Origin of the sequence: Neoroseomonas rubea, assembly GCF_016106015.1 — a bacterium.
GTDB classification, from domain to species: Bacteria; Pseudomonadota; Alphaproteobacteria; order Acetobacterales; family Acetobacteraceae; genus Neoroseomonas; species Neoroseomonas rubea.
This window is the reverse complement of sequence record NZ_JACADQ010000065.1, coordinates 1-16,496: the sequence shown is the minus strand read 5'-3', so window position 1 is coordinate 16,496 and position 16,496 is coordinate 1. Positions and strand designations below refer to the sequence as shown.

The window sequence follows — 16,496 nt, the reverse complement described above, 5'->3', positions numbered from 1 at the left end:
CCGTCGCGCTGGTCGTGCTGCGCGGCGCCGTCGCCGCGCTGCCCACGGCCGCCGGCTGGGCCGTGCTCGGATCCGTCGGCGCCGTCGCATGGCGAGGCGCGCTCGGCGACCTCGGGTCGGATGGCTGGCTGCCGGGCGAGCAGATCGGCACGGCCGGCATCCTGGCCGAGGCGGTGTGGTGCGTGGCGATCGCCGCCGCGGCCTGGCACGGCGTGCCGGCCACATGGCTCGGGCCGGGTCTCGCGCTGCTGGTGGCGACGACGCGGATCGGCGGCTACGGCGAGGCGCTGGTGCCCATCCTGTGGGAGGAGACGCTGCGCCAGGCGCTGCTGCTGTCGGTGAACATCGTCGCGGGCTTCGCGGCGGGGCTCATCATCGTGCTGCTTGCCGGCTGGGGGCTGGCGATCCTCCTGCGCGTCCCGGCCGCGCGGGTGGCGCCGGAACGTCTGCTCGCGACGCTGGCGGCGGCGGCAGGGATCGGGCACATGCTGCGGCTGTGAGCGTCGCACCACAGAAGATGGGGGGGAGGAGAACCTCCCCCGCACCCCCTCCCTTCCCTGGCTGGGCGCCTCGCCGCTGGCGAGGCGCGCTGGCGGCGATGCTGATCACGGGTGGTGCCGTGGCGCAGGAGGATATCCGGGCGACGATCGGGCAGCCGGTGCTGGTGCTCGCGCAACGGGCGGAACTGACGACCGGGCTGCGGTTCAACAGCGGGGGGCATCGCGGGGCGCTCGCCGCCAGGCTGCGGGATCCGGGTCCGCCCGTGGCGCTCGCGGGCGACCGCTACCTGTTCGGCTGGGGCTGCCGCGCCGAGGGCTGCCGCGAAGGGGGCGTCTTCCTGGCCTTCGACACGCAGGACGACCGCATGTTCCTGCTGCTGACGGAACATGGCGCGGTGCGGCTGTCCGTGCCGCCGGACCCGCGCGCCTGGCCGGAGGTCCTGCGCCCAGGGCTGCGCGAGTTCATCCCCACGCTCGCGGACGCGATGGGCCCGCGATAGGGGCCATTCACCTCTTGGTTGCATGCGACGTGCTTCCTTCGCTGTCCGAAGGAGACCGGCATGTCCGTTGCGCCAGGAGACCTCGTCGACATCATCCGCCACGGCGCGCGCCGACCGGGCACCGCGGGCAGCACGCTCCAACGCGCGCTGCGGGCGATCCGCACCCATCTCGGGCTGGAAGTGGCCTATGCCTCGCGCTTCGAGGGCAACCGCATGGTCCTGCGCGACGTGGATGCGCCGGGGCTCGAGCAGATGGCGCATCCGGGCGCCGCCTTCTCCCTCGACGACGTCTATTGCCGGCACATCCTGGCGGGCCGCCTGCCGGAACTGATCCCCGACACGGCAGCCGAACCGCTCGCCATGCGCCTGCCGATCACGGCAGCGCTGCCGATCGGCACGCATCTCAGCGTGCCCATCCGGCTGCGGGACGGGTCGGTCTACGGCATGTTCTGCTGCCTCGGCTTCGCGCCGAACCCGACGCTCAACCGACGCGACCTGCAGATGGTGAAGGCCTTCGCCGACCTCGCCGCGCACGAGATCGAGGAGGAGGTGCAGGCCGAACGCCGCGCCCAGGAGCGGGAGGAGCGCATTCTCGCCGCGATCGAGCAGGGGCTCATCACCATCGCCTACCAGCCGATCTGGGGCCTGTCCCCGCGCCGGCCGGTCGGCTTCGAATGCCTCGCCCGCTTCAGCGCGACGCCGGCCCGCCCGCCCAATGTCTGGTTTGCCGAGGCCGCCGAGATCGGCCGCGGCGCGGCGCTGGAAATGACGGCGATCCGGATCGCCCTGGAGGCGCTGCCCCGGCTGCCCGAGGACATCTACCTCGCCGTCAACGCCTCCCCCGAGACGGTGCTGGCGCCAGAGTTCGGGGCGGTCTTCGAGGGGCACAGCCTGTCGCGCATCCTGCTCGAGGTGACCGAGCACGCCGCCATCACCTGCTACGACCGGCTGACGGCACGGCTGAGCGAGATGCGCGCGGCGGGGCTGCGGATCGCGGTGGACGACGCAGGAGCCGGCTATTCCGGGCTGCAGCACATCCTCCAGCTGCGGCCCGACCTCATCAAGCTCGACATGTCCCTCACCCGGGATGTCGATTCCGACCCGGCGCGCCAGGCGCTCGCCGCCGCGCTCGTGGCCTTCGCGCGGGACACCGGCAGCGGCATCGTGGCCGAGGGCGTGGAGACCGAGGCCGAGTTGGCCGCGCTCCAGGCGCTCGGGATCGAGCGCGCGCAGGGCTACCTGCTGGGGCGCCCCATGCCGGCGGCCGCGATGCTGGAGCTGGTCGGCCGCGAAGGGCGCGCCAGCGTGGCCTGAGCCGCCGCGCAGGCACGAAAAAGGGGAAGGCGCTGCCGCCTTCCCCCTTTGAACCGCGCGCGGGGCGCGGGCGTTACTCGGCCGAGGCCTCGGCCTCCGCCGCCTCGGGCTTCGGGCCGCTGTCGAGGCCCTTGGCCGCCGGGTTGCGGTCCACCAGCTCGATCACCGCCATGGTCGCGGCGTCGCCGTAGCGGACGCCCGCGCGCAGCACGCGGCAATAGCCGCCCTGGCGGCCCTTGTAGCGGTCGGCGATCTCGGTGAAGAGCTTCGCCACCACCTGCTCGTCGCGGATCTGCGCCAGCGCCTGGCGGCGCGCATGCAGCCCGCCGCGCTTGCCGAGGGTGATGATGCGCTCGACATACGGGCGCAGCTCCTTCGCCTTGGGCAGCGTGGTGGTGATCTGCTCGTGCTTCAGCAGCGAGGTCGCCATGTTGCGGAACATGGCGACGCGATGGGAGGAGGTGACGCTGAGCTTACGCCCGGCAATTCCGTGACGCATCGTTCTCTATCCTTACCGGGTGAGCCCTTAGAAGGGCTCCTCCACCTTCTTCGCGAGTTCCTCGATGTTCTCGGGCGGCCAACCAGTGACGGTCATGCCGAGGCCGAGTCCCATCGAGGCGAGCACTTCCTTGATCTCGTTCAGCGACTTGCGCCCGAAATTCGGGGTGCGGAGCATTTCCTGCTCGGTCTTCTGAACCAGGTCGCCGATGTAGACGATGTTGTCGTTCTTCAGGCAGTTCGCGCTGCGGACCGACAGTTCCAGCTCGTCGACCTTGCGCAGCAGGTTGCGGTTGAAGGGCAGATCGTCGCGGATCTCCTCCTCAACGCGGGCGCGCGGCTCGTCGAAGTTGATCAGGATCTGCAGCTGTTCCTGCAGGATGCGCGCGGCGACGCCGACCGCATCCTCGGGGGCCAGCGTGCCGTCCGTCTCGACCGTCAGGATCAGCTTGTCGTAGTCGGTCTTCTGCCCGACGCGGGTCGGCTCCACGCGGTAGGCCACGCGGCGCACCGGGGAATAGATCGCATCCACCGGGATCAGGCCGATCGGCGCGTCCTCGGGCCGGTTCTCGGCCGCCGGGACATAGCCCTTGCCGATGTCGACCGTGAGCTCCATCGACAACTTGGCACCGTCGTCGAGCGTGCAGAGGACGAGCTCGGGGTTCGTGATCTCCATGTCGCCGGTCGTCTGGATCTGGCCGGCCGTCACCTCGCCCGGGCCCGTCGCCGTGAGCTGCAGGCGCTTCGGCCCGTCGCCCATCATGCGGATGGCGAGCTGCTTCACGTTCAGGACGATGTCCGTCACGTCTTCCCGCACGCCCTGGATGCTGCTGAATTCATGCAGCACGCCGTCGATGCGGATGGCGGTGACGGAAGCACCCTGCAGCGACGAGAGCAGCACGCGGCGCAGCGCGTTGCCGAGCGTCATGCCGAAGCCGCGCTCCAGCGGCTCCAGCACCACGGTCGCCGTGCGCAGCGGGTCCGCCCCCATCTCGACGGCCTTCTGCGTCTCGATCAGCGAACGCCAGTTCCTTTCGAGCACGATCACTCTCTCCTTTCGGCTGTTCCGGCGGGCAGGCGTCGAATCGCGATCAGACGCGACGACGCTTCCGCGGCCGGCAGCCGTTGTGCGGGATGGGCGTCACGTCCTTGATGGCAGTGACGTAGAAGCCGACCGCCTGAAGGGCGCGCAGCGCCGATTCACGGCCCGAGCCGGGGCCGCTCACCATGATCTCGAGCGTCTCCATCCCGTGCTCGCGCGCCTTGCGGCCAGCATCCTCGGCCGCGACCTGCGCCGCGTAGGGGGTGGACTTGCGGCTGCCCTTGAAGCCCTGGGAGCCGGAGGACGACCAGGCGATCGCGTTGCCCTGGGCATCCGTGATCGTCACGATCGTGTTGTTGAAGGAAGCCAGCACATGGGCAACGCCCGAGGTGATGTTCTTCCGTTCCTTGCGCTTGACGGGGCCACGGGCGGCGCCGCCGCGGGGTTCGCGGGCCATCTTACTTCGTCACCTTCTTCTTGCCGGCGATCGGCACGGCCTTGCCCTTGCGGGTGCGGGCGTTCGTGTGGGTGCGCTGGCCGCGGACCGGCAGACCCTTGCGGTGACGCAGGCCGCGGTAGCAGCCGAGGTCCATCAGCCGCTTGATGTTCATCGCCTGCTCGCGCCGCAGGTCGCCCTCGACGCGGTATTCCCGGTCGATGAGCTCGCGGATCCGCAGAACCTCGTCGTCGGTCAGCTGGTTCACCCGGCGTTCCTGCGGGATGCCGAGCTTTTCGCAGATGTCCTTCGCGTTGTTCGGCCCGATGCCGAAGATATAGCGAAGCGAGATGAGCACCCGCTTGTTCGTCGGGATGTTCACGCCGGCAATGCGCGCCACAGTGCCTCTCCTGGGGCCTCAAGCCCCGAAAACCGCCGTCCGGGGTGCGAACCCCTCCGGCGCAGTGAAACAGTCATGCAACGATGAACGACGGCCGGAGATACCCCCGCCCGTGGGAGCGGGCGATCTAGCCCCGGTCGCCCTTCCCGTCAAGCCTTCCCAGACAGGATCGCGCCGATCTGGCGACCCACCTCGTCCATCGATGCCATGCCATCCACGGCGCTGAGCTTCCCCTGCGCCGCGTAGTACGGGAGCAGCGGCGCCGTCTGCCGGTGATAGGCCTCGAGCCTGGCCGCCACCGTCTCCGCCTTGTCGTCGGCGCGACGGGTGAACTCGGTGCCGCCGCAGCTGTCGCAGACGCCGTCCTTGGCCGGGCGCTTGAAGCTGTCGTGGTAGCCCGCGCCGCAGGTGGCGCAGGTGAAGCGGCCGGCGATGCGCTCGACCAGCGCGGCATCGTCCACCTTCAGCTCGATCACGTGGTCGAGCCTGAGACCCTTCTCGGTCAGCATCCGGTCCAGCGCCTCGGCCTGCGGGGCGGTGCGGGGGAAGCCATCCAGGATGAAGCCCTTGGCGCAGTCAGGGCGGGAGACACGGGCGGCGAGCATCGCGGTGATGACCTCGTCCGGCACCAGCGCGCCGCGCTCCATGATCGCCTTCGCCTTGAGGCCGATCTCGCTGCCCGACTTCACCTCGGCCCGCAGCATGTCGCCGGTCGAGATCTGCGCGATGCCGCGCCGTTCCTCAAGCCGCTTGGCCTGCGTGCCCTTGCCGGCCCCCGGGGGCCCCAGCAGGATCAGATTCATCCCTTCGTTCCCCCTTGGTCAGCGCGGCCTGGGCATGCCGCGCCCGCCGAGTCGCGCCTTCTTGATCAGGCCTTCGTACTGGTGGGCGAAGAGATGCGACTGCACCTGCGCCACAGTGTCCATGGTGACCGAGACGATGATCAGCAGCGAGGTGCCGCCGAAGTAGAACGGCACGCCGTAGTTGCTGATCAGGATCTCGGGGATGATGCAGACGACGCAGAGGTAGATGGCGCCGACAGCGGTCAGGCGCGTCAGCACCCGGTCCAGGTATTCAGCCGTGTTCTGGCCAGGACGGATGCCGGGCACGAAGCCGCCGTACTTCTTGAGGTTGTCGGCGGTCTCGACCGGGTTGAAGACCACGGCCGTGTAGAAGAAGGCGAAGAACAGGATCAGCGCCATGTACATGAACATGTACAGCGGCCGGCCATGCGCCAGCAGCGCGCTGATGGTCTGCAGCCAGCCTTCCTGCGTCGGATCCGTCGAGAAGCCGGCCACCGTCGCCGGCAGCAGCAGCAGCGAGGAGGCGAAGATCGGCGGGATGACGCCGGCCGTGTTCAGCTTCAGCGGCAGGTGGGTCGCTTCCCCGCTGAACATGCGATTGCCGACCTGGCGCTTGGGGTACTGCACCGGGATGCGGCGCTGGGCGCGCTCGATGAACACCACCATGAAGATGATGCCGAGCGCCGCGGCCAGGAAGAAGATGATGAAGAAGGTCGACAGCGCGCCGGTGCGCCCGAGTTCGAGCGTGCTGATCATCGCCGAGGGCAGGTTCGCCACGATCCCCGCGAAGATGATCAGGCTGATGCCGTTGCCGACGCCGCGCGCGGTAATCTGCTCGCCGAGCCACATCAGGAACATCGTCCCACCGACCAGCGTGACGACGCAGGAGATGCGGAAGAACCAGCCGGGATCGTAGACCGCCGCGCCGAACTGCCCGCGCATGCCCTCAAGCCCGATCGCGATGCCCCAGGCCTGCACGATGGCGATCACCACCGTCAGGTAGCGGGTGTACTGGTTGAGCTTCTTGCGCCCTGCCTCGCCTTCCTTCTTCAGCGTTTCCCAGGCGGGAATCGCCGCCGTCATCAGCTGCACGATGATGCTGGCGCTGATGTAGGGCATGATGTTCAGGGCAAAGACGGTCATGCGCCCGAGCGCGCCGCCCGAGAACATGTCGAACATGCCGAGGATCCCGCCGCCATGCTGGGCGAGGATCTCCCCCATCACCGCGGCATCGACGCCGGGTACGGGGATATAGGTGCCGATGCGGTAGACGATCAGCGCGCCCAGCGTGAACCAGATGCGCTTCTTGAGTTCCGTCGCCTTGGCGAGCACCCCGAAATTGAGGCTCGCCATCGCCTGTTCGGCCGCCGACGCCATGCCATCCCTCCTAAGACACTGCGGCGCACAGGTTCCCCCGCGCGCCGCAGCGAAGTCCCGCCCCTGACCTAGCCAAGCGGCCCGGCCCGGGCAAGGGCTACTCGGACGCCGCTTCCGCGGCGGGCGCGGTGACCGTCACGCTGCCGCCGGCCGCTTCCACCGCCGCGATCGCGGCGGCAGACGCCCCGGAGACGGTGATGGCGACCGAGCGCTTGATCTCGCCCTTCGCCAGCAGCCGCACGCCGGCGAACTTCGCTGAGGAGCGCACCACGCCGGCCGCCTTCAGCGCCGCTTCGTCGAGCGGCTGGCCGGCCGGCAGACGCCCGGCCTCGATCGCCGCGTCGAGCGCGCCGAGGTTCAGCACCGCGTACTGCACCCGGAAGGGGTTGACGAAGCCGCGCTTGGGCAGCCGCCGGTAGATCGGCAGCTGGCCGCCCTCGAAGCCGTTCAGGGACACGCCCGTGCGCGCCTTCTGGCCCTTCACGCCGCGGCCGCCGGTCTTGCCCTTGCCCGAGCCGATGCCGCGGCCGATGCGCTTGAACTTCGGCCGCGCGCCGTCGTTGTCGCGGATCTCATTCAGCTTCATCGGATCAATCCTCGACGCGCACCAGGTGCGCGACCTTGCGGATCATCCCGCGCACCGCGGGCGTATCCTCGAGTTCGCGGGACCGATGGAGCTTGTTCAGGCCGAGCCCGACGAGCGTCTCCTTCTGCCCCGGCTTGCGGCCGATCGGCGAGCCCACCTGGGTCACCTTCACGGTCTTCTTCGGATCAGGCATTCGCGGCCTCCGTCGCCTCGCCGGCGTCCTTCTTCTGGCCGAGGATGTCGGCGACCTTCTTGCCGCGGCGGGACGCGACGGCACGCGGGCTGGTGCACTTCGTCAGCGCCGCGAAGGTGGCCTTCACCATGTTGTGCGGGTTCGCGCTGCCCATGCACTTGGCGACGACGTCGCCCATGCCGAGCGTCTCGAACACCGCGCGCATCGGGCCGCCGGCGATGATGCCGGTGCCCGCGGGTGCGGCGCGCAGCAGCACGCGGCCGGCACCGAACTCGCCGATCACGTCGTGGTGCAGCGTCCGGCCCTCGCGCATCGGCACGCGGATCATCGTGCGCTTCGCACGCTCCGTCGCCTTGCGGATCGCCTCGGGCACCTCGCGCGCCTTGCCCGCGCCCCAGCCGACGCGGCCCTTCTCATCACCCACGACCACGAGGGCCGCGAAGGAGAAGCGCCGGCCGCCCTTCACCACCTTGGCGACGCGGTTGATCGTGACGAGCTTGTCCTTCAGCTCGTCGCCATCCTGGCGCTCCTGGCGGTTGTCCCCTCCGCCGCCGTCGCGACGGCGGCCACGGCGCTCGCGGCCGCCCTCGCCGCCACCTTCGCCGCCGGACCTCGGTGCATATGCCATCTGTGTCAGCCCCTCAGAACGACAGCCCGCCCTCGCGGGCGCCGTCCGCGAGCGCCTTGACGCGCCCATGGTAGAGATAGGGACCACGGTCGAAGACGACTTCCGTCACCCCCGCCGCGATCGCGCGCTCGGCAACCAGCTTGCCGACGGCCGTCGCCGCGTCCTTGTCGGCGCCGGTCTTCAGGCTCTCGCGCATCGGCTTCTCGAGCGACGAGGCGGCGGCCACCGTGCGGCCGGCCTTGTCGTCGATCACCTGCGCGTAGATGTGCTTGCCCGAGCGGAAGACCGAGAGGCGCACGCGCCCGCCGGACTTCTGCTTGAGCTGGAAGCGGAGGCGGCGGCGGCGCCGCGCCTCGAGGTCGAGCTTGCTGGCCATTACTTCTTCTTACCCTCCTTCCGGAGGATCTGCTCGTTCTCGTACTTCACGCCCTTGCCCTTGTAGGGCTCGGGGCCGCGGTACGCGCGGATCTCGGCCGCCACCTGGCCCACCTGGCGCTTGTCCGAACCCTCCACCTTGATGGCGGTCGGCTTCTCGCAGGTGATCTTGATCCCCTTCGGGATCGCGTAGCGGATCTCGTGGCTGTAGCCGAGGTTGAGCACCAGGTCGGAGCCCTGCACCGCGGCGCGATAGCCCGTGCCGTTGATCTCCATCGACTTCGTGAAGCCGGCGGAGACACCCGTCACCATCGAGTTGATCAGGCTGCGCGTCGTCCCCCACATGGTCCGCGCGCGGCGGTCCGTGCGGCGGGGAGAGACGGCGACCTCGGTGGCGCGGATCTCGACATCGACGTCATCCGTCAGGTCGAGCTTCAGCTCCCCGAGCTTGCCCTTGGCGGTCAGCGTGCGGCCGGCGAGCGCGAGCGTCACGCCCGACGGCACCGGCACAGGATATTTTCCAACGCGAGACATGCTTCAGGCCCCCGTCAGAACACGCGGCAGAGGACTTCGCCGCCAACATTGGCGGCGCGGGCCTCGTTCTCGCTCATCACGCCGCGCGGCGTGGAGAGGATGGAGGTGCCGAGGCCGTTGTAGAACCTCGCCAGCTCCGCGATCTTGGAATAGACGCGCCGGCCGGGCTTGGAGACGCGGGTGATCTCCTTGATGGCGGGCTCGCCTTCCGAATACTTCAGCTCGATGTCGATCATCCGCACGCCAGGACGCACCTCCTCGGTGCGCCAGGCGCGGATGTAACCCTCGCGCTTAAGCACCTCGAGCACGTTCTCACGCAGCTTCGAGGCAGGGGCCTTGCAGCGCGTCTGCCGGGAGGCCTGCGCGTTGCGGATGCGGGTGAGCATGTCACCCAGCGGATCGGACATGGACATGGCCGGTCCTTCCTTACCAGCTCGCCTTGACCACGCCGGGGATCTGGCCCTTCGAGGCCAGTTCGCGCAGCTGGTTCCGGCAAAGCTTGAACTTGCGATAGTTGCCGCGGGGGCGGCCCGTCACTTCGCAGCGCAGGCGCACGCGATTCGCGGCACCGTTGCGCGGCAGCTGCGCGAGCTTCAGCGTTGCCTCGAAGCGGTCCTCCACCGGCAGCTCGCGGTCCATGACCACGGCCTTCAGGGCGGCGCGCTTCGACGCGTGAAGCTTCGAGAGCCTCTCGCGGTGCTTGTTCTTCATCACAGACGAGGTCTTGGCCATACCGTCTAGGTCCTCCGGAACCTGCCGGGCGTCGCCCGGCGGTTTTCCAAAAATCAGTTCTGGAAGGGAAGCTCGAACGCCTTGAGCAGGGCTTTCGCTTCCTTGTCCGTCTTCGCCGTCGTGACGAAGACGATGTCCATGCCGCGGATCGCGTCCACCTTGTCGTAGTTGATCTCGGGGAACACGATCTGCTCCTTAAGGCCAAGGGAGAAATTCCCCCGCCCGTCGAAGCCCTTGTTGCCGGGCAGGCCGCGGAAGTCACGCACGCGCGGCAGCGCGATCGTGACGAGCCGGTCGAGGAACTCGTACATCCGCGCCTTGCGCAGCGTCACCTTCGTGCCGATCGCCTGGCCCTCGCGGATCTTGAAGCCCGCGATCGCCTTCTTCGCCTTGGTCTTCACCGGCTTCTGGCCCGCGATCATCGTCAACTCGGCCACCGCGGCGTCGAGCTTCTTCTGGTCGCCGGCGGCTTCGCCGACGCCCATGTTGATCACGATCTTCTCGAGCTTCGGCACTTCCATCGGGTTCTTGTACCCGAATTCCTCGACGAGGCGCTTGCGCACGACCTCGTCGTAGTGCTGCCGCAGGCGCGGCTTCTCCATCGCTTCGCTCATGCGTCGAGCACCTCGCCGGAGGCCTTCGCCACCCGGACCTTCTTGCCGTCCTCGAGCATCTTGAAGCCGACGCGGGTCGGCTTGCCGGACTTCGGGTCGAGCAGCGCGAGGTTGGAGAGGTCGATCGACGCCTCCTTCTCGACGATGCCGCCCGGGCGGCCCATGCCCTGAGGCTTCTGGTGATGCTTCACCAGGTTGATCCCCTGCACGAGGGCGCGGCCCTCGGTTGGGTTCACACGGATCACTTCGCCCTGGCGGCCCTTGTCCTTGCCCGTAAGGACCTGGACTCGGTCGCCCTTCCTGATCTTGGCGGCCATGGCCTTACAGCACCTCCGGCGCCAGCGAGATGATCTTCATGAACTTCTTCGCCCGGAGCTCACGCACCACGGGTCCGAAGATGCGCGTGCCGATCGGCTCGTTCTGCTTGTTGATCAGCACGGCCGCGTTGCGGTCGAAGCGGATCACCGTCCCGTCGGCGCGGCGCACAGGATAGGCGGTGCGCACGATCACCGCGCGCTCCACCGTCCCCTTCTTCACCTTGCCACGCGGAATCGCTTCCTTGACGGATACGACGATCACGTCGCCCACGCCCGCGGTCTTCCGCTTGGAGCCGCCCAGCACCTTGATGCACTGGACGCGCCGCGCGCCGGAATTGTCCGCAACCTCGAGGTTGCTCTCGACCTGGATCATCGATCAGGCCTCCGCAGCGCCGAGGAAGGCCGGACGGTCGACCGAGGCGCCGTTGCGCTCGATCACCACCCAGGACTTCGTCTTGCTGATCGGCCGGCATTCCTCGATCTGCACCACGTCGCCTTCCTTGCACAGGTTGGCGTCGTCATGCGCGGCATACTTCTTCGAGCGCCGGATGAACTTCTTGTAGAGCGGATGCATCACGCGACGCTCGACCAGGACCGTGATGGTCTTGTCCGTCTTGTCGCTGACAACCCGCCCGGTGAGGACGCGCTTCGGCATCGCCGTCGGTCTCCTCTCAGGCCTGGGAGCCGGCGGCTGCGCGCGCCCGCTCCCCGATGATGGTCTTCACCCGCGCGATGTCGCGCCGGACCTGCTTGATGCGCGAAAGCGCCTCAAGCTGGCCGGTCGCGCGCTGGAAACGCAGGTTGAACTGCTCCTTGCGCAGGTCGAGCAGCATGCCGTTGAGCTCGTCCGCCGACTTCGCGCGGATGTCGCCGATCTTGGTCGCAGCCATGTCAGGCCTCCGCACCCAGGCGGGTGACGAACTTGGTCTTGATCGGCAGCTTCGCCGCGCCGAGGCCGAGCGCCTCACGCGCCGTATCGGCAGGGACGCCGTCGATCTCGAACATGATCCGGCCAGGCTTCACGCGGCACACCCAGTATTCGGGCGCCCCCTTGCCGGACCCCATGCGGACTTCAGCCGGCTTCGTCGAAACCGGCACGTCCGGGAAGATGCGGATCCACACGCGGCCCTGGCGCTTCATGGCGCGCGTGATCGCGCGGCGGGCCGCCTCGATCTGCCGCGCGGTCACCCGCTCGGGCTCGAGCGCCTTGAGGCCGAAGCCACCGAAGGAGAGCGTGAACCCCCCCTTGGCGACGCCGTGGATGCGGCCCTTGTGGGCCTTGCGGAACTTGGTGCGCTTAGGCTGCAGCATCGTCCTTCACCTTCAGCGCTGCGGCGCCTGCTCGGCGGCGCGCTTGTCCTGCGCCATCGGGTCATGCGCCATGATCTCACCCTTGAAGATCCACACCTTCACACCGCAGGTGCCGTAGGTGGTCTTCGCGGTCGCCGTGCCGAAGTCGATGTCGGCGCGGAGCGTGTGCAGGGGCACGCGGCCCTCGCGATACCACTCCATGCGCGCGATCTCGGCCCCGCCAAGACGGCCGGAGCAATTGATGCGGATGCCGCCGGCGCCCAGGCGCATGGCGGACTGGACTGCGCGCTTCATCGCGCGGCGGAAGGCCACGCGGCGCTCCAGCTGCTGCGCGATGTTCTCGGCCACCAGCGTCGCGTCGATCTCGGGCTTGCGGATCTCGACGATGTTCAGCGCCACTTCCGCGCCGGCCATCTTCATGAGGTCCTTGCGCAGAACCTCGATATCCGCGCCCTTCTTGCCGATGACGACGCCGGGGCGGGCGGCGTGGATCGTCACGCGGGGCTTCTTGGCCGGGCGCTCGATCACCACGCGGGACACGCCAGCACCCTTAAGGCGCTCGCGCAGCGTCTCGCGCAGCTTGAAGTCCTCGTGCAGCAGCTTGGCGTAGTCCGCGCTCGCGAACCAGCGGCTGTCCCAGGTGCGGTTGATGCCGAGCCGGAGCCCGATCGGATTGACTTTCTGGCCCATATTACGCGGCCTCCTGCTCTGCCGCCGGCGCCTGCACCGTCTGCTCGGCCACCACGATCTTGAGGTGGCTGAACCACTTCTCGATGCGGGAGGCGCGGCCGCGGCCACGCGCGTGGAAGCGCTTCATCACCTGCGCGCGCCCGACCTCGGCCTTCGATACGACCAGGCGGTCGACGTCGAGGCTGTGGTTGTTCTCGGCGTTCGCGATCGCGCTCTCGAGCGTCTTCTTCACCGTTCCGGCGATGCGGCGCTTGCTGAAGGTCAGCTGCGCGACCGCGATCTGCGCCGGCTTGCCGCGGATCATCGCGGCAACCAGGTTCAGCTTGCGCGGGGAGACGCGGATGTTCCACGTCACCGCCTGCGCTTCCGTTTCCGCGAGACCGCGGGGGTGCTTCGGCTTGCTCATCGGATCAGCCCCGCTTCGCCTTCTTGTCGGCCGCATGGCCGGTGAAGGTGCGCGTCGGCGAGAATTCGCCGAACTTGTGGCCCACCATGTTCTCCGTCACCTGCACCGGCAGGAACTTCTTGCCGTTGTAGACGCCGAAGGTCAGGCCGACGAACTGCGGCAGGATCGTGCTGCGACGCGACCAGATCTTGATGATCTCGTTGCGCGTCGAGGCCCGCGCGGCCTCCGCCTTGTTGAGCAGGTAGCCGTCGACGAACGGCCCCTTCCAGACGCTGCGCGCCATCTGCGTCAGCCCTTCGTCACATTGCGGCGCCGGACGATCAGCCCGTCGGTCCGCTTGTTGTTGCGGGTCTTGGCACCCTTGGTCGGCTTGCCCCAGGGCGTGACCGGATGACGGCCGCCCGAGGTGCGGCCTTCGCCGCCGCCATGCGGGTGGTCGATCGGGTTCATGGTCACGCCGCGGTTGTGCGGCTTGCGGCCGAGCCAGCGGTTGCGGCCCGCCTTGCCGAGCTGCTGGTTGCTGTTGTCCGGGTTCGACACGGCGCCGATCGAGGCCATGCACTCCGACCGGATCAGCCGCAGCTCGCCCGACATCAGCTTCACCTGCGCGTAGCCGCCGTCCTTGCCGACCAGCTGCGCGAAGGTGCCGGCCGAGCGTGCGAGCTTGCCGCCAGCACCGGGCTTCAGCTCGATGTTGTGGATGATCGTGCCGACCGGGATCGCGGCCATCGGCATGGCGTTGCCCGGCTTCACATCGACCTTGTCGCCCGCGATCACCGTGTCGCCGACCTTCAGGCGCTGCGGCGCGATGATGTAGGCGAGCTCGGCGTCCTGGTACTTCACCAGCGCGATGAAGGCGGTACGGTTGGGGTCGTACTCCAGCCGCTCCACCACGCCCGGCATGCCGTACTTGGCGCGCCGCTTGAAGTCCACGATGCGGTAGGCGCGCTTGTGTCCACCACCCCGGAACCGGACGGTGATGCGGCCGTGGTTGTTGCGCCCGCCCGAGGAATGCTTGCCCTCGGTCAGGCCCTTGACCGGCGCGCCCTTCCACAGCTCGGACCGATCAATGAGGATCGTCCCGCGGAGGGAGGGGGTGACCGGGTTGAAGTTCTTCAACGCCATGGCTTACGCGAGCCCCGTCGTGAGGTCGATGCTCTGGCCTTCGGCCAGGCGCACCATCGCCTTCTTCCAGTCGGACCGCTGGCCCGGACGGCCGCGGAACTGCCTCGACTTGCCCTTCACCACGATGGTGTTCACGGCAAGCACCTTGACGCCGAACAGCCCTTCGACCGCCGCCTTGATCTGCGGCTTCGTCGCGTCCGGCGCCACCTTGAAGGTGACCTGGCCGCGCTCGCTGTTCAGAGTCGCCTTCTCGGTGACGAGCGGCGAGAGGATGGTCTGGTACATCCGCTCCCGCCCGATCACGGGACGCTTCGGCTTGGGCGCGTCGCTCATGCCAGCCGCTCCTTCAGCGCCTCCACGCCGGCGCGCGTCACCGCGAGCACGTCGTGGTTCAGGATGTCGTACACATTCGCGCCGATGGTCGGCAGCACCTGCACCTTCGGCAGGTTGCGCACGACGCGGGCGAAGTTCTCGTCCGCCGCCGCGTCCACCACCAGTGCGCTCTTCCAGCCCAGCGCCTTCAGCTTCGCCGCGACCTGGCCGGTCTTGGCGTCGGCAGGCAGGCTCGCCGTGTCGATCACGACGAGCTTGCCCGCGGCCGCCTTCATCGACAGCGCGGAAATCAGCCCGAGACGGCGGACCTTCTTGTTCAGGCTGTAGCCATGGTCGCGCACGACCGGGCCGTGCACAACGCCGCCCTTGCGGTACTGCGGGGCGCGCAGCGAGCCCTGGCGCGCATTGCCGGTGCCCTTCTGGCGATAGGGCTTCTTCGTGGTCCCGGAGACCTCGCCCATGCCCTTCGCCTTGTGCGTCCCGGCGCGGCGCTTGGCCAGCTGCCAATGCACGACACGCGCCATGATGTCGGCGCGCGGCGCGGCGCCGAACACTTCGGCCGGCAGCTCGATCTCGCCCGCCGGGGCGTTGTCGAGGGTGATGACGTTGACCTGCATCGTCCGGATCCTCAGGCCACGGCCGCCGGGAAGGGCGCATCGGCATGGCGAGCGCGCTTCACCGCGTCGCGCACCAGCACGTATCCGCCCTTGGAACCGGGGACGGCGCCCTTGATCAGCAGCAGGCCCTTCTCCGCATCGATGCCCGCCACTTCCAGGTTCTGGGTGGTCACGCGCTCGACGCCGAGATGGCCGGCCATCTTCTTGTTCTTGAAGGTCTTGCCCGGATCCTGGCGGTTGCCGGTGGAACCGTGCGAACGGTGGCTGATCGAGACGCCGTGCGACGCCTCGAGGCCGGAGAAGTTCCAGCGCTTCATCGCACCCGCGAAGCCCTTGCCGACCGTCACGCCCGTGACATCGACCTTCTGGCCCTTCACGAAATGCGCGGAGGAGAGAACGGCCCCGGCATCGAGCGACGCGTCGGCACCGACGCGGAACTCGACCACCTTCATCGGCGCCTCGACCCCGGCCTTCGCGAAGTGACCCTTGTTCGCCTTGGAGACGTTCTTGGGCTTCGCGCTGCCGATGCCGAGCTGGATCGCCTCGTAGCCATCCTTCTCAGCCGTGCGCTTCGCCACGACGCGGACATTGTCCACGTGCAGCAGCGTCACGGGAACGGTCGAGCCGTCCTCGTTGAACAGCCGGGACATGCCCAGCTTCCTCGCGATCAGGCCCGTGCGGCCCGTCTTCGCGGCCATGGCTGCGCCCTCAGATCTTGATCTCGACGTCCACGCCCGCGGCCAGGTCGAGCTTCATCAGCGCGTCCACGGTCTGCGGGGTGGGGTCGACGATGTCGAGAAGACGACGATGAGTCCGGATCTCGAACTGCTCGCGCGACTTCTTGTCCACATGGGGCGAACGGTTCACCGTGAACCGCTCGATATGCGTCGGCAGGGGAATGGGTCCCCGCACGCGCGCGCCGGTCCGCTTCGCGGTGTTCACGATCTCCCGCGTGCTGCCATCGAGCACGCGGTGATCGAACGCCTTGAGGCGGATGCGGATGTTCTGGTTGTCCATGGTCTGGGACCCGCGTTCCTGCCGTTACGCCGTGATCTTCGCGACGACGCCGGCGCCGACGGTGCGGCCGCCTTCGCGGATCGCGAAGCGCAGCCCTTCGTCCATCGCGATCGGCGCAATCAGTTCTACGTCCATCGACACGTTGTCG

The 16,496-nt window shown here is 68.6% G+C and carries 31 protein-coding genes; 3 read left to right on the top strand and 28 right to left on the bottom strand.

What is annotated here, in order from left to right:
• The 3 genes from HW577_RS09400 to HW577_RS09390 form a co-directional block, all read left to right on the top strand.
• A partial coding sequence (locus HW577_RS09400) for a hypothetical protein (protein ID WP_198375880.1) occupies window positions 1–500 on the top strand: 500 nt, incomplete at its 5' end.
• A gap of 98 nt (window positions 501–598) precedes the next feature.
• Complete coding sequence (locus tag HW577_RS09395) at window positions 599–1,000, top strand: hypothetical protein (protein ID WP_198375879.1); 402 nt, start codon at window positions 599–601, stop codon at window positions 998–1,000.
• Between the two features lie 60 nt (window positions 1,001–1,060).
• A complete protein-coding gene (locus tag HW577_RS09390; protein WP_198375878.1) occupies window positions 1,061–2,314 on the top strand; it encodes a sensor domain-containing phosphodiesterase in 1,254 nt (417 codons plus the stop codon).
• A 73-nt stretch (window positions 2,315–2,387) separates the two neighbouring features.
• Here the strand turns inward: HW577_RS09390 and rplQ are convergent, their stop codons facing one another.
• The 28 genes from rplQ to HW577_RS09250 all read right to left on the bottom strand — a co-directional run.
• Window positions 2,388–2,813 carry a 50S ribosomal protein L17 gene (gene rplQ / locus HW577_RS09385; RefSeq protein WP_198375877.1) on the bottom strand — a complete coding sequence of 142 codons (426 nt, stop codon included), beginning with the start codon at window positions 2,811–2,813 and terminating at the stop codon, window positions 2,388–2,390.
• A 27-nt stretch (window positions 2,814–2,840) separates the two neighbouring features.
• Entirely contained in the window at window positions 2,841–3,857 is a 1,017-nt protein-coding gene (locus HW577_RS09380; protein ID WP_198375881.1) for a DNA-directed RNA polymerase subunit alpha, read from the bottom strand.
• A 46-nt stretch (window positions 3,858–3,903) separates the two neighbouring features.
• The gene (gene rpsK, locus HW577_RS09375) at window positions 3,904–4,311 is read right to left on the bottom strand and encodes a 30S ribosomal protein S11 (protein WP_198375876.1); all 408 of its coding nucleotides are present in this window, start codon (window positions 4,309–4,311) and stop codon (window positions 3,904–3,906) included.
• A gap of 1 nt (window position 4,312) precedes the next feature.
• A complete protein-coding gene (rpsM, locus tag HW577_RS09370; RefSeq protein WP_198375875.1) occupies window positions 4,313–4,690 on the bottom strand; it encodes a 30S ribosomal protein S13 in 378 nt (125 codons plus the stop codon).
• Window positions 4,691–4,839: 149 nt separating this feature from the next.
• The gene (locus HW577_RS09365; protein ID WP_198375874.1) at window positions 4,840–5,493 is read right to left on the bottom strand and encodes an adenylate kinase; all 654 of its coding nucleotides are present in this window, start codon (window positions 5,491–5,493) and stop codon (window positions 4,840–4,842) included.
• 18 nt (window positions 5,494–5,511) lie between these two features.
• The gene (gene secY, locus HW577_RS09360; RefSeq protein ID WP_198375873.1) at window positions 5,512–6,870 is read right to left on the bottom strand and encodes a preprotein translocase subunit SecY; all 1,359 of its coding nucleotides are present in this window, start codon (window positions 6,868–6,870) and stop codon (window positions 5,512–5,514) included.
• 97 nt (window positions 6,871–6,967) lie between these two features.
• Complete coding sequence (rplO, locus tag HW577_RS09355; protein ID WP_198375872.1) at window positions 6,968–7,456, bottom strand: 50S ribosomal protein L15; 489 nt, start codon at window positions 7,454–7,456, stop codon at window positions 6,968–6,970.
• A 4-nt stretch (window positions 7,457–7,460) separates the two neighbouring features.
• Window positions 7,461–7,649, bottom strand: coding sequence for a 50S ribosomal protein L30 (rpmD, locus tag HW577_RS09350; protein WP_198375871.1), 189 nt, complete (start codon window positions 7,647–7,649; stop codon window positions 7,461–7,463).
• Window positions 7,642–8,277: a 30S ribosomal protein S5 gene (gene rpsE, locus HW577_RS09345; RefSeq protein ID WP_198375870.1), complete on the bottom strand. Its 636-nt coding sequence runs from the start codon at window positions 8,275–8,277 to the stop codon at window positions 7,642–7,644. Before rpsE ends, rpmD begins: the two co-directional genes overlap by 8 nt.
• Before the next feature lie 13 nt (window positions 8,278–8,290).
• The gene (gene rplR / locus HW577_RS09340; protein ID WP_198375869.1) at window positions 8,291–8,653 is read right to left on the bottom strand and encodes a 50S ribosomal protein L18; all 363 of its coding nucleotides are present in this window, start codon (window positions 8,651–8,653) and stop codon (window positions 8,291–8,293) included.
• A complete protein-coding gene (gene rplF / locus HW577_RS09335; RefSeq protein ID WP_198375868.1) occupies window positions 8,653–9,186 on the bottom strand; it encodes a 50S ribosomal protein L6 in 534 nt (177 codons plus the stop codon). Before rplF ends, rplR begins: the two co-directional genes overlap by 1 nt.
• A 14-nt stretch (window positions 9,187–9,200) precedes the next feature.
• Window positions 9,201–9,599 (bottom strand): 30S ribosomal protein S8, encoded by a 399-nt coding sequence (gene rpsH / locus HW577_RS09330; protein ID WP_198375867.1) that lies wholly within the window; start codon window positions 9,597–9,599, stop codon window positions 9,201–9,203.
• A gap of 13 nt (window positions 9,600–9,612) precedes the next feature.
• Window positions 9,613–9,918 carry a 30S ribosomal protein S14 gene (gene rpsN, locus HW577_RS09325; protein ID WP_198375866.1) on the bottom strand — a complete coding sequence of 102 codons (306 nt, stop codon included), beginning with the start codon at window positions 9,916–9,918 and terminating at the stop codon, window positions 9,613–9,615.
• 53 nt (window positions 9,919–9,971) lie between these two features.
• Window positions 9,972–10,532, bottom strand: coding sequence for a 50S ribosomal protein L5 (rplE, locus tag HW577_RS09320; RefSeq protein ID WP_198375865.1), 561 nt, complete (start codon window positions 10,530–10,532; stop codon window positions 9,972–9,974).
• Window positions 10,529–10,849, bottom strand: coding sequence for a 50S ribosomal protein L24 (gene rplX, locus HW577_RS09315; RefSeq protein WP_198375864.1), 321 nt, complete (start codon window positions 10,847–10,849; stop codon window positions 10,529–10,531). Before rplX ends, rplE begins: the two co-directional genes overlap by 4 nt.
• A 4-nt stretch (window positions 10,850–10,853) precedes the next feature.
• Window positions 10,854–11,222 (bottom strand): 50S ribosomal protein L14, encoded by a 369-nt coding sequence (gene rplN / locus HW577_RS09310; RefSeq protein WP_198375863.1) that lies wholly within the window; start codon window positions 11,220–11,222, stop codon window positions 10,854–10,856.
• Between the two features lie 3 nt (window positions 11,223–11,225).
• Window positions 11,226–11,504 carry a 30S ribosomal protein S17 gene (gene rpsQ, locus HW577_RS09305; protein WP_198375862.1) on the bottom strand — a complete coding sequence of 93 codons (279 nt, stop codon included), beginning with the start codon at window positions 11,502–11,504 and terminating at the stop codon, window positions 11,226–11,228.
• A 16-nt stretch (window positions 11,505–11,520) separates the two neighbouring features.
• Window positions 11,521–11,739 (bottom strand): 50S ribosomal protein L29, encoded by a 219-nt coding sequence (gene rpmC, locus HW577_RS09300; RefSeq protein ID WP_198375861.1) that lies wholly within the window; start codon window positions 11,737–11,739, stop codon window positions 11,521–11,523.
• Between the two features lies 1 nt (window position 11,740).
• Entirely contained in the window at window positions 11,741–12,160 is a 420-nt protein-coding gene (gene rplP / locus HW577_RS09295) for a 50S ribosomal protein L16 (protein ID WP_198375860.1), read from the bottom strand.
• A 12-nt stretch (window positions 12,161–12,172) separates the two neighbouring features.
• Complete coding sequence (gene rpsC, locus HW577_RS09290) at window positions 12,173–12,850, bottom strand: 30S ribosomal protein S3 (RefSeq protein WP_198375859.1); 678 nt, start codon at window positions 12,848–12,850, stop codon at window positions 12,173–12,175.
• Window position 12,851: 1 nt separating this feature from the next.
• Window positions 12,852–13,256: a 50S ribosomal protein L22 gene (gene rplV / locus HW577_RS09285; protein ID WP_198375858.1), complete on the bottom strand. Its 405-nt coding sequence runs from the start codon at window positions 13,254–13,256 to the stop codon at window positions 12,852–12,854.
• Between the two features lie 4 nt (window positions 13,257–13,260).
• On the bottom strand, window positions 13,261–13,539 hold the full coding sequence (rpsS, locus tag HW577_RS09280; RefSeq protein ID WP_198375857.1) for a 30S ribosomal protein S19: 279 nt from the start codon (window positions 13,537–13,539) through the stop codon (window positions 13,261–13,263).
• Between the two features lie 5 nt (window positions 13,540–13,544).
• Entirely contained in the window at window positions 13,545–14,381 is an 837-nt protein-coding gene (rplB, locus tag HW577_RS09275) for a 50S ribosomal protein L2 (RefSeq protein ID WP_198375856.1), read from the bottom strand.
• 3 nt (window positions 14,382–14,384) lie between these two features.
• On the bottom strand, window positions 14,385–14,681 hold the full coding sequence (locus tag HW577_RS09270; RefSeq protein ID WP_419956580.1) for a 50S ribosomal protein L23: 297 nt from the start codon (window positions 14,679–14,681) through the stop codon (window positions 14,385–14,387).
• A 29-nt stretch (window positions 14,682–14,710) separates the two neighbouring features.
• On the bottom strand, window positions 14,711–15,331 hold the full coding sequence (gene rplD / locus HW577_RS09265) for a 50S ribosomal protein L4 (protein WP_198375854.1): 621 nt from the start codon (window positions 15,329–15,331) through the stop codon (window positions 14,711–14,713).
• A gap of 11 nt (window positions 15,332–15,342) precedes the next feature.
• On the bottom strand, window positions 15,343–16,029 hold the full coding sequence (gene rplC, locus HW577_RS09260) for a 50S ribosomal protein L3 (RefSeq protein ID WP_198375853.1): 687 nt from the start codon (window positions 16,027–16,029) through the stop codon (window positions 15,343–15,345).
• Between the two features lie 10 nt (window positions 16,030–16,039).
• The gene (gene rpsJ / locus HW577_RS09255; protein WP_137127378.1) at window positions 16,040–16,348 is read right to left on the bottom strand and encodes a 30S ribosomal protein S10; all 309 of its coding nucleotides are present in this window, start codon (window positions 16,346–16,348) and stop codon (window positions 16,040–16,042) included.
• A gap of 24 nt (window positions 16,349–16,372) precedes the next feature.
• Window positions 16,373–16,496, bottom strand: a 124-nt coding sequence (locus HW577_RS09250) for an EF-Tu C-terminal domain-related protein (RefSeq protein ID WP_474100243.1), incomplete at its 5' end; no start/stop codon positions are given.